Here is a 10,000-nt window from a genome sequence, read left to right on the forward strand (position 1 = left end):
TAAATAGTGATTAGGTTTTGTAATAGCTGTTTTTAAAAGAGATCCGATGGGTTTGGAAATGTTGGATTTTTATTAGGCCATTTCAGCGGCTAGGGACATCAGGGTTTCGCGGCCGATTCGGCCATGAAGATATTGATCTATGGTGACGTTTTTTAGAAACTCTATGCCTTCAGTCTTTGCCAAGGCTCGTAGCTGATCCTCATCGCTACGTCCATGGATTAGCTTCTGCATGGCATCGCTGATGTGTAATATCTCAAACAGGGCCAGGCGGCCCTGGTGACCTGTGCCGAAGCAATGGTTACAGCCACTTGGTTCATAGACTGTTACATCGTCCGGGATGCTATAGCCAGTGGATATTTCATCGATTAGCTTCCTATCTGGCTCCCCAGGGGTTAGGCATTTTAGGCAGGGTTTCCTGGCTAGCCTTTGAGCCATAACACCTCTCAGGGTAGCCGCTATCAAATAGGATGGTATGCCCAGGTCACCTAGCCTGGTTATCGCGCTGATGGTATCCTTTGCATGGACTGTGCTCAAAACTAGGTGGCCGGTCAATGCAGCTCGAATGGCTATTTCAGCCGTTTCTTTGTCCCTTATTTCTCCAATCAATATGATATTTGGAGCCTGCCGAAGCATCGATCTAAGCGCTGTGGCAAAAGTCATACCTATGGTTTCATTCACCGATACCTGGTTGATGCCAGCTAATTGGTATTCAACCGGATCTTCCACCGTTATTACTTTTCTTTCGCTTGAAGATATTTTTTTGATTATTGAATACAATGTGGTGGATTTGCCCGATCCCGTTGGGCCAGCCACGATTATTATGCCATTTTGGACTGCCACCAATTCTTCGAGTTTTTTTATATCGATTTCTCTAGCTCCTAGATTTTTTAGTGAAAACATTTTTTCATCGCTTTGGAGAAGTCTTAGTACTACGCATTCACCGAGGTAACCAGGTAAAATTGATACCCGTACATCAAATTGTTCTTCCCTGTGTTTGATTGAAAATCTTCCGTCCTGGGGTAGGCGTTTTTCATCTATTTTCAGCTTTGCCAGGATTTTTATTCTTGCGATAACTCCGCCGTGAAGATTTTCTGGCAATTTTGCTATGGTACGCAGCCTACCATCGACCCTGTAGCGAACCCTTAGATAGGTTCTAAATTTTTCGAAATGAATATCCGATGCGCCGGTTTCGATGGCCTGGATTATCCAGTGATCCAAAAACTCTTCCGGTGAAACTTTGTCTCGGCTAACTGTCTCAGCTTCCTGGGATGGATTGGTTTCCTGAATATCTGTATTGTCCTTAGCATTTGATTTTTCACCGGTTTCTTTTGCTTTATTACGGAATATTGAACGTAGCAAGGACATAACTAGCGCTCCTTTTTCATTTTATTGATCCTGGCGATGGTTTCATTTAGTTCTAGCACAAGTGGTTCGAGGTCCTGCAATCTCATCTCAGCGAAGACTAAAATTGTCCCATCGTTGATTGCATGGTCGATGACGGAAAATCCAACTACTTTGCCGTTTACCGTTAGGATAAGCCTGTTGTCCAGGCTATCAATGGAGATTTTATATAGGTCGTAACTTGCTCTTTCAGATAGGGTTACCATAAGGCATTTGCCATAGTCAACATCAACAATCTCTACAGATTTTATGTCCACGGATGTAAAAACAGGCTGTGGAAATATGGGTATCGAAATCTTGCTGATCGGCAGAATAGCATTCCTGGTGAAGGGACCAGACCAGGAATCTGCCTCTATATAGACCATAATATCTGTTGTCGGTATGTCTATTTTATGGCTACAGCCAGTCAAAAAACAAACAGCACACAAATAGACGAAAACAAAATTTTTTCCAATCAACGGCATAGCTGACTTAGTGTAAGGGTTTTGTTTAGTTTTGAAAGTGATAAGATAGAAATAAGAGTGAAATTAACGATGTGGCCGATTACTGCTCGGGAATGCAACGATTTCTTCAAGCTGTAAGCCAGTCAATTTTTCTATGCCAGAAATCAATTTGCATAGTGAAATCATCAAAATGACTGTGCATGGAAGTACTATGACCGGATAACTCCATAGTGTCATTCTACCAAGTTCTTTGTTGAACGCGGAGGTTCCTGTATCACTTTTTATCAATATTACAGCCAGGATATAGTTTAGGATTGCACTGATCCAAAACGATGATGAAACCCAGAGTGTACCTCTTCTTATCAATTTATCAAAGGCTGGTCGGTTGCTGTTTTTTTCGAGCGCTTCTTCTATTTTTGACGTATTTAATATGTTATCTTGAAACAGCAGTATTCTCATCAGCGGTGAATTTGTCCATATGGACGCTGTTACAAATAGGCCAAGAATAAGTGGTACAGCGGCTTCTTTGATTGCAATCCATTCTTTTGGCAGTTGGAGCAGTCCTATGCCTCCGGTCAGGAAAATGCTGACAAACCCCATGATTGAAAACGTGTTATATTTTTTCGATTTGGCAAAGTCAACAATACCGTAGACTATAGGAAAACCCAATGCTATTAATAGGGCTAGCAACGGCGTTATATCAAGCCAGTCATCGGCTTTAGACATGACAATAGAAGGAATCACTATATTAAACATCATGTCCAAAAGCAGATCGCCTTTAGTCTTGGCTGTCATCGTCAACTATGGTGTCTGGCTGGCCTTTTTCAGTTTTTCTAATTTTTGAAATGTGTCTTGTAATACCTAGGGCCATATAGGATAGGAATATCATGGCCATGGAGAATTCATGAAACCAGACTATGATGGCAATGATTGCTATAGCTACTACGAAGGTATTTAACTTGGTTTTGGTGGTCCAGTCAACCTTCTTGAAGCTTGGGAATGTTATGGTACTGACCATCAGGTAGGCAATTAAGAGCATCAATGGTGGCAATGTTATTAAAAACCCATTACTGAGTTCATAGGTGTTTATTATCATTACAATGGAGACTATTGCACCGGCCGCAGCAGGAACCGGTAATCCAAGAAAATCCTTTGATGATTTTTTAGCCTCATCCTGGGGTAGAAGTGGATGGGTTATCACATTAAACCTAGCCAACCTGATACCAGCACACAGCAAATACACAAAACCTATGAGCCAACCAATCTGTCTAAAAATTGTAAGACCTTCGGTGGGTGAAAGTATTAGGAAAAATACCATCAGCGCCGGAGCGACACCAAAGGAAACCATATCGGCAATCGAATCGAACTCCATTCCAAATAGTGATTCACGTTTTCCGAGTCTGGCAACCCGGCCATCAAGTGCATCGGCCAGAGCCGCAAACAACACAAGCCAAACAGCCTGGGTATAGTATTGATGGGACACCGACGGAGTTGCTGCTGTATATTTAGCTTGTATACAGCGAATTATGGCAGCGAATCCAAAAAACAAATTCGATGCCGTAAAAAAGTTCGGCAGCAGATAAATTCTACTGGCATCTTCAACAGTTTCAAACTTCTTCTTCATAAAGAAACTAGTTTGTTAATTTTATTAATCATAGGGTAAGCGCAAGATTTTTATGAATATTTATAGTAAATGTAAAATGAACTTGAGCTGGAAAGACTTATAAATACTAGTGACAGGCGTGTCCATAAAATTTACCTGGTGGCTTATTATTTCCTTTGCCTTGGGACCATTTGCTTATGGGGCGGTTAATCTTGAACGATCAAATCTCATGCTGGGGCGCATCACATTGGAATCGGATAGATTGACCTATAAAGATGGATTGGCCGTAGCAAATGGAAATGTCATTGTCCGTGGCAACAATATGATAGTTATGGGCGATAGCTTTACCTATGATCTGGCCAACGGTTCCCTGGAGGCCAAAAACGTAAAATCCAATGTGCGACCTATGATATTGGTTGCCGATGAGGTAGTTATAGCCGAGACAGTTATGGCTAAAAATGCGAGGATGTATTTTATGGAACCAGATTCGTTTTCACCGAACATAGGAGCTAGGGAAATGGAATTTTCTGCCGATAATAATAGGTGTTCACTAAAGCACGTTACCTTTAGAATTGGCCAGGTACCGGTATTCTATTTACCAGGGTTATCTATGCGTGTGGATATGTTACCTGTGATCAGCACAGAATATGGTGTAAATAATAGGCATGGGGCATTCGTTCAGAATAAATTTTTATTCAACGTTAATAATAATGTAAAATTAGGTGCCTTGTTCGATGTTTACACCAAGAGCGGTATATTGGTTGGGCCGGCCATTAGGTATCATAAACACGATGAGACATCTTCGATTTTTGGTAGCCTTGAAGCGGGTTTTATATCAGATAATGCCAAACGTGGTCTCGATGTTTTTGGCCAGCCCATAAAAAGGCACAGGTTTTTTTCTGAACTTAGGTATAAACAGCACATGGTTGATCACATCGACGTCACCGGGCAACTTAGTTGGCTGAGCGATTCGGAGGTCGAAAGAGATTTCAGGAAAGCGATATACAATGGGAACAGATATGCCAATACATTTGCCGAAGTTGTCTATAGAGATGACTGGTATTTGCTGTCAATCTTTGGCCAATTTAGGCCCAATGGTTTTTATAATACCGTCGAGAGGATGCCACAACTAAGGTTCGATACAATTACCATGCAATTGCCATGGATTGGCTTATATCATAACTTTTTTGCAGAAATTTCCCAGCTTAGAAATAGGTCCATTGATGAATGTAACCACATAATGCGCTTCGATTCCTACTATGGATTGGCCAGGCCGACACATATGGGTGACGCTTTAACCATAACACCTGTTGCTGGTGGCAGATTTACCTGCTATGATAAAACCCTAGGTTCCCAGGGCAGTTATCAGCGATTTATTGGACAGCTGGGTGCTGATGTCGAAATGTTTGGTCACGGATTTATTGGCTATAACAATGAATTTTTTGATATTTGTGGCCTGAAGCACCTGATAAAACCATTGGCACAATATCGATATACACCTAAGGCTAGCATAGGTTCTTCGAAGATACCGCCGGTGGATAGGCACTATTTCGATACAAATATTCCTACGATAGATCTCCGAGATATGCGTGATGTGGATCAGCCCAGGGCTGGTAATTTGTTACGGATCGGTATCGAAAACTCACTTTTTACCCAGGGAAAGTCAAATTATTTAGCTAGGAAAGTTGCGGAGTTCTCCGTATACCAGGACCTAAGATTCGGCCATTATGATTTCAATTTTGACACCAATGCCAACCATTGTCTTTCAGACAGCTACCTAAAATTAGAACTGTCGCCATTTAGTTTGGTTAAATTTAGGGCCTATTCTAGGATTGATCCGAACAAGATAACCCTTAAAGAATTGACAACGGCTACGGAACTTATGAACGGTGACCTGTGGCGAATAGGTTTTTTTACCAAGGCATTACAACATGAGCTCGATCAGTATGGTGTCGGGTTAGCCTGGAATTTCAATGCAATCACCGGGGCTAGGATCTCTGCCAGGTTCGATGCCAGGACAAAAAAATTGATAGAACACGACTACTTTGTTTCAACGATGATCGGGAATTCCTGGAAATGTGAGTTTGGTATAACGGTAAAAAATGGATCCGTCAGGGAAGCAAAATTTCAGCCAGCTTTCAGGGTTGACCTGGTGAGTTGGTAGCATGATGGCAACCCTGTTTCTATTGGTTGGTTACACCGCTGTCGGTAAAACTGAATTGTCGCTGAGACTGGCCGAGGCATTGGATGCTGAGATACTTTCCTGTGATTCGGTACAGGTGTATCGTGGTATGGATATAGGTTCGGCCAAGGTGTCGAAATTGGATCGTAGCCGTATCAATCACCATGGGATAGATTTGGTCGATGTGTGTGATCAATTTAATATTCAGCGGTATATTGATTATGCCAGCCGGGTGACCGAAGCTGTGATCCGTAAAGGGAAAAATTTGTTGATCGTTGGCGGTAGTGGTTTTTATCTGAAGTCATTTTACGGTCCGATTCTTGATGACGTTGTTATTTCTGATGAGCTAAAGGCCCAGGTACAATCACTGTATGATAACTGCGGACTGGTAGGCCTGGTAAATAGGATACGTGAGCTAAGTGGCGATTCATTAGCTGGGTTAGACCTAAAAAACCCCAGAAGAGTTATAAAAGCTCTGGAGCGTTGCCTGGCCACGGGAACGACCCTGGAGCAAAATATCGCCAGGTCTGAACACTGGCCCTGGGCGTTCTCCAATTATAAAAGAGCCACGGTCCTATTAAAAAGAAACTCTGGGCATGAACTGGTCAGAAATAGGGTGATAAAAATGATAGAGGATGGCCTGGTTGATGAAGTTAAGCATTTGATCAAGGTTGGCATAGAAAACAACAGAAGCGCAGCCAATGCCATAGGCTACAGAGAGACGATTTCGTTTATAAAAAACGGTTGTATTGATTGTGAAAATTTGATTAATGATATTGTGAAAAACACCAATAATCTTGTTAAAAAACAGCGAACATGGTTTAAAAAACAAATTCCCATAGATCTCGAGGTTTGCCTGGATGATTATTATGTTGACGAAAGTTTTGACTTAGTGTATATGTTCTTTAAGAAGAGCGTCATATGAAATTAATATATGCTGAATTATTGGTTGGGTTACTGCTTATTGTGTCTGGCATATTACTGATTTTTATGACATTTAGTTGTGAAAAAAATTGCAAAGCTTTTATACGCTCTAACATGGCAAATTGGTTGGTATTTGGATCGGCTGTTTCCTGGTTTTTGTGGCATATAACAAGACTAGGCGAACCGGATTTCGGTCAATACAAATGGATTTTTTTCGGATTTTTCCTGACCATAGCAGTGATAGCATTTATGAGCGTACGTGATTTTCTGTGTGTAAGGGGCCTGGCTGTTTTGGTTTTGTTGATATCCAATGAACTCTTGAAAGCGGCCTATATGTGTGAGCAGAAATCTAAACTATTGATGGTATCCTTTTTATACCTGGCGATTACGACAGCCATATACCTGGGTATTGTTCCCTATAGGTTTAGAGATTTTATCGACTGGCTGTTTAAAAATGATTGGTTGCCAAAATTTGTTGGCTTGTTGTCATTTTTGTATGGTGGAGTAATTTTATATTTTATTAAATGGTAAGTCCTATGGATTGGTTTAATGTCCTAGAATGTCTTAGAAAAGAAGTTATCGATGTTGCTAGCAAGATCGATGAATTTCAAGGATTTACTGATCCTGAAGTCAGGCTTGCCGAGGCTCAATTTGGCGATTTGCAGGTCAATGGTGTCTTGCCCTTTGCTAAGAAAAACGGAATGAATCCAAAGTTGTTAGCAGAGAAGCTGATGGATGCATTTATACGCAATGACCATAGAAGGTACTTTGCCGTTGAAGTATCCGATCCAGGGTTCGTAAATTTCAGGCTGACGTCCAATTTTTTCATAAACTGGATGTCGAACAATGCGGATGCTAGTAGAATCACAGCCACATCGGCTAATTTGTTCAAAGGTAAGAAGATAGTCATCGATTATTCTTCTCCAAATACGGCAAAACAAATGCATGTGGGCCATCTACGATCGATGATAATAGGCGAAGCCATTCAGAGGATGTTGAGGTTTTGCGGTGCGGATATCATAAGGGATAACCATGTTGGTGACTGGGGTACACAGTTTGGCATCCTATTGGCAGAGATGAAGGCAGGGAAAGTGGATCTATCGGCCTGCTCTCCGGAAGAGGTGTTGGATCTCCTGGAGGAAATCTATAGAAGTGGTAACGAAAAGGCAAAAACCGATGCTTCGTTTTTAGAAAAGGCTAGAAATGAGTTGGTGAAATTACAAGCCGGTGACAAAGAAAGTTTAGCTCTTTGGGAACAAATTAACAAGGTATCCTACAAGGCCTTCGAAGACATATATGAGGAAATGAATGTGGGATTTGACTATGTGCTAGGCGAGTCCTTTTATAGGGATAAGGTGGATAGGGTCTACGCCGAGCTGGAAGAGTCTGGCATTGCCGAGTATGACGATGGCGCACTGGTGGTTTTTCATAGAGAACACGAGCGTTTTAGGAAACAACCATTTATCGTTAAAAAATCCGATGGTGCATCAAATTATGCTACCACTGATTTGGCCACAGTGCTTTATCGTGTTGAGACATTGGATGCCGACGAGTTGATCTATGTCACAGATAGTAGACAGCAGGACCATTTCCAGCAACTATTCATGACCATCTCAAAGTGGTTCAGCCATTTCGACAGAAAAATTCCTGAGCTGCGACATGTATGGTTTGGTACGGTGTTAGGAGAAAATGGCAAAGCGATAAAGACCCGTTCTGGTGAGGCTGTAAAATTGAAGCAACTGCTCGATGAGGCCAAACGACGTGCCTATGCTGTGGTTAGTGAAAAAAATCCTGATCTGCCAGAGGAAGAGAAAAAGGAAGTGGCTAGAGTGGTTGGATTGGGTGCCGTGAAGTATGTCGATTTGTCGCAAAATAGGACCCATGATTACATTTTTTCCTGGGATAAAATGTTATCCTTTGATGGCAACACAGCTCCCTATTTGTTGTATGCCGTGGCCAGATTACGTGCCATTTTCAGAAAAATCAAAAACACTTCGGTGTTAGGTAATAGTGACAGGCCAATGACACCATTAACCACAAGGGAAGAACATTTTTTGTGTCGTAAAATTGTAATGTTTCCGGTCATGTTGCGCCAGGCAATTGAAGATCTAAGGCCTCATTTTTTATGTAATTATCTATACGAACTCGCCAGCGAGTTTTCAGTATTTTACAATCTGAATAAAATAATTAGCGAGGATTCCGAGGACTTTATCCGGCGGATGATGATTTGTTCTAGAGTCCTAGATATACTGGAAATTGGATTGGGACTACTTGGCTTGGAAACTCTTGAAAAAATGTAAATGTTGTTTTCCGAGGCAGTTGATAGATTTATGGCGTTTCTAAAACTAGAGAAAGGCGCCTCGAAGCATACCCTGGTTTCCTATGGAAGCGACCTGGCCTCATTTGGTAAATTTTTAAAAGATGATGTGGCCGTGCATTTAATAACCAGTGAATCCATATGTGACTGGCTAACCTCTTTGCATGCGAAAGGCTACAAACCATCGACCCTGTCGAGAAAAATTTCGATGTTGAGATCTATGTTTAGGTTTTTTGTGATGGATAGAATACTGGACACCAATACGGCCCTAGGGTGTTCATTTCCACAAAGATGCAGAACTATACCCCAGGTAATGACCTATGATTCGGTGGTTGCACTATTGGATGCGGTGCCGGATAGGGTGATTGGAATGAGAGACCGGGCTATGCTAGAACTTGTCTACAGCAGTGGTCTAAGGGTCTCGGAGTTATGCAGCATCAAACTCCACGAAATCGACTTCGAAAATTGTTTTTTACGGGTACATGGAAAGGGTAACAAGGAACGAATTGTCCCCATTGGTACGCCGGCCATGAAAGCACTTCGTAGATATATAACCGAAGGCCGGAACAAATTTGTGAAAGCTAAAACCGATGGCAGTGTGTTTTTAAGTTCACGGGGCGGAGCCATATCAACGAAGACTTTTTGGAAAAACATAAAATATTATTCCCGGGTCGCTGGTCTGCAGACAGAAATAAGTCCCCATGCATTGAGGCATAGTTTTGCCACTCATTTGTTGGAAAATGGTGCAGATTTGAGATATATACAGGAGATGCTCGGCCATGAAAGCATTTCGACCACACAAATTTATACCCATGTGGATAAAAAGCGGCTTGTGTCCGAGTATAAAAAATTTCATCCTAGGGAACAGATTCAGTGAATTGAGATTATATGTTTGGAAATTATATTGATTGTTTGAATGAGTGTGATCCTGATATTGCCGGCGCAATAGGTCGCGAAGAAAAGCGACAGCAAGATCATATCGAGCTGATTGCTTCGGAAAATTTTACATCAAAAGCTGTGCTGGCAGCTGTCGGTAGTGTTTTGACGAATAAATACGCCGAAGGTTATCCGGCCCGTAGATATTATGGTGGTTGCGAATATGTGGACGAGGTGGAGATATTGGCCATGGA

The 10,000-nt window shown here is 41.8% G+C and carries 10 protein-coding genes (1 of these 10 cut by a window edge); 6 read left to right on the forward strand and 4 right to left on the reverse strand.

All coding sequences use genetic code 11. From position 1 onward, the window contains the following. Positions 1-72: 72 nt before the first annotated feature. The 4 genes from LBB20_03415 to pssA form a co-directional block, all read right to left on the reverse strand. A complete protein-coding gene (locus LBB20_03415) occupies positions 73-1,365 on the reverse strand; it encodes a GspE/PulE family protein (GenBank protein MDR2735851.1) in 1,293 nt (430 codons plus the stop codon). 2 nt (positions 1,366-1,367) lie between these two features. Continuing rightward, positions 1,368-1,766 carry a hypothetical protein gene (locus LBB20_03420; GenBank protein ID MDR2735852.1) on the reverse strand — a complete coding sequence of 133 codons (399 nt, stop codon included), beginning with the start codon at positions 1,764-1,766 and terminating at the stop codon, positions 1,368-1,370. A 162-nt stretch (positions 1,767-1,928) separates the two neighbouring features. Next, positions 1,929-2,639, reverse strand: coding sequence for a hypothetical protein (locus tag LBB20_03425; protein ID MDR2735853.1), 711 nt, complete (start codon positions 2,637-2,639; stop codon positions 1,929-1,931). Continuing rightward, entirely contained in the window at positions 2,623-3,468 is an 846-nt protein-coding gene (gene pssA, locus LBB20_03430) for a CDP-diacylglycerol--serine O-phosphatidyltransferase (protein ID MDR2735854.1), read from the reverse strand. The genes LBB20_03425 and pssA overlap by 17 nt, the downstream gene beginning before the upstream one ends. A 109-nt stretch (positions 3,469-3,577) precedes the next feature. On the opposite strand from pssA, the gene lptD reads away from it, so the two are divergent. The 6 genes in view from lptD to LBB20_03460 are tightly spaced (at most 11 nt apart) and all read left to right on the forward strand, a layout consistent with a single transcriptional unit that may run on beyond the window. Continuing rightward, a complete protein-coding gene (gene lptD / locus LBB20_03435; GenBank protein ID MDR2735855.1) occupies positions 3,578-5,611 on the forward strand; it encodes an LPS assembly protein LptD in 2,034 nt (677 codons plus the stop codon). A gap of 1 nt (position 5,612) precedes the next feature. Then, entirely contained in the window at positions 5,613-6,554 is a 942-nt protein-coding gene (miaA, locus tag LBB20_03440) for a tRNA (adenosine(37)-N6)-dimethylallyltransferase MiaA (protein MDR2735856.1), read from the forward strand. Next, a complete protein-coding gene (locus LBB20_03445; protein ID MDR2735857.1) occupies positions 6,551-7,084 on the forward strand; it encodes a hypothetical protein in 534 nt (177 codons plus the stop codon). Before miaA ends, LBB20_03445 begins: the two co-directional genes overlap by 4 nt. A gap of 5 nt (positions 7,085-7,089) precedes the next feature. Then, positions 7,090-8,853, forward strand: a complete 1,764-nt coding sequence (argS, locus tag LBB20_03450; GenBank protein MDR2735858.1) for an arginine--tRNA ligase — start codon at positions 7,090-7,092, stop codon at positions 8,851-8,853. After that, positions 8,854-9,747, forward strand: coding sequence for a tyrosine recombinase XerD (locus tag LBB20_03455; GenBank protein ID MDR2735859.1), 894 nt, complete (start codon positions 8,854-8,856; stop codon positions 9,745-9,747). An 11-nt stretch (positions 9,748-9,758) separates the two neighbouring features. Beyond that, positions 9,759-10,000 carry the start of a serine hydroxymethyltransferase gene (locus tag LBB20_03460; GenBank protein ID MDR2735860.1) on the forward strand. The gene runs 1,015 nt beyond the window's last position, so 242 of the gene's 1,257 nt are visible here — the first part of the coding sequence; the start codon lies at positions 9,759-9,761; its stop codon lies off the right edge, out of view.

Source organism: Puniceicoccales bacterium (assembly GCA_031283585.1).
Classification (GTDB): Bacteria; Verrucomicrobiota; Verrucomicrobiia; order Opitutales; family LL51; genus JAIRTH01.

Bases quoted from the DNA above. Each gene is read 5' to 3' on its own strand.
- LBB20_03415 (MDR2735851.1), bottom strand. From the start codon at position 1,365: ATGTCCTTGCTACGTTCAATATTCCGTAATAAAGCAAAAGAAACCGGT.
- LBB20_03420 (MDR2735852.1), bottom strand. From the start codon at position 1,766: ATGGTCTATATAGAGGCAGATTCCTGGTCTGGTCCCTTCACCAGGAAT.
- LBB20_03425 (MDR2735853.1), bottom strand. From the start codon at position 2,639: ATGACAGCCAAGACTAAAGGCGATCTGCTTTTGGACATGATGTTTAAT.
- pssA (MDR2735854.1), bottom strand. From the start codon at position 3,468: ATGAAGAAGAAGTTTGAAACTGTTGAAGATGCCAGTAGAATTTATCTG.
- miaA (MDR2735856.1), top strand. From the start codon at position 5,613: ATGATGGCAACCCTGTTTCTATTGGTTGGTTACACCGCTGTCGGTAAA.
- LBB20_03445 (MDR2735857.1), top strand. From the start codon at position 6,551: ATGAAATTAATATATGCTGAATTATTGGTTGGGTTACTGCTTATTGTG.
- argS (MDR2735858.1), top strand. From the start codon at position 7,090: ATGGATTGGTTTAATGTCCTAGAATGTCTTAGAAAAGAAGTTATCGAT.
- LBB20_03455 (MDR2735859.1), top strand. From the start codon at position 8,854: ATGTTGTTTTCCGAGGCAGTTGATAGATTTATGGCGTTTCTAAAACTA.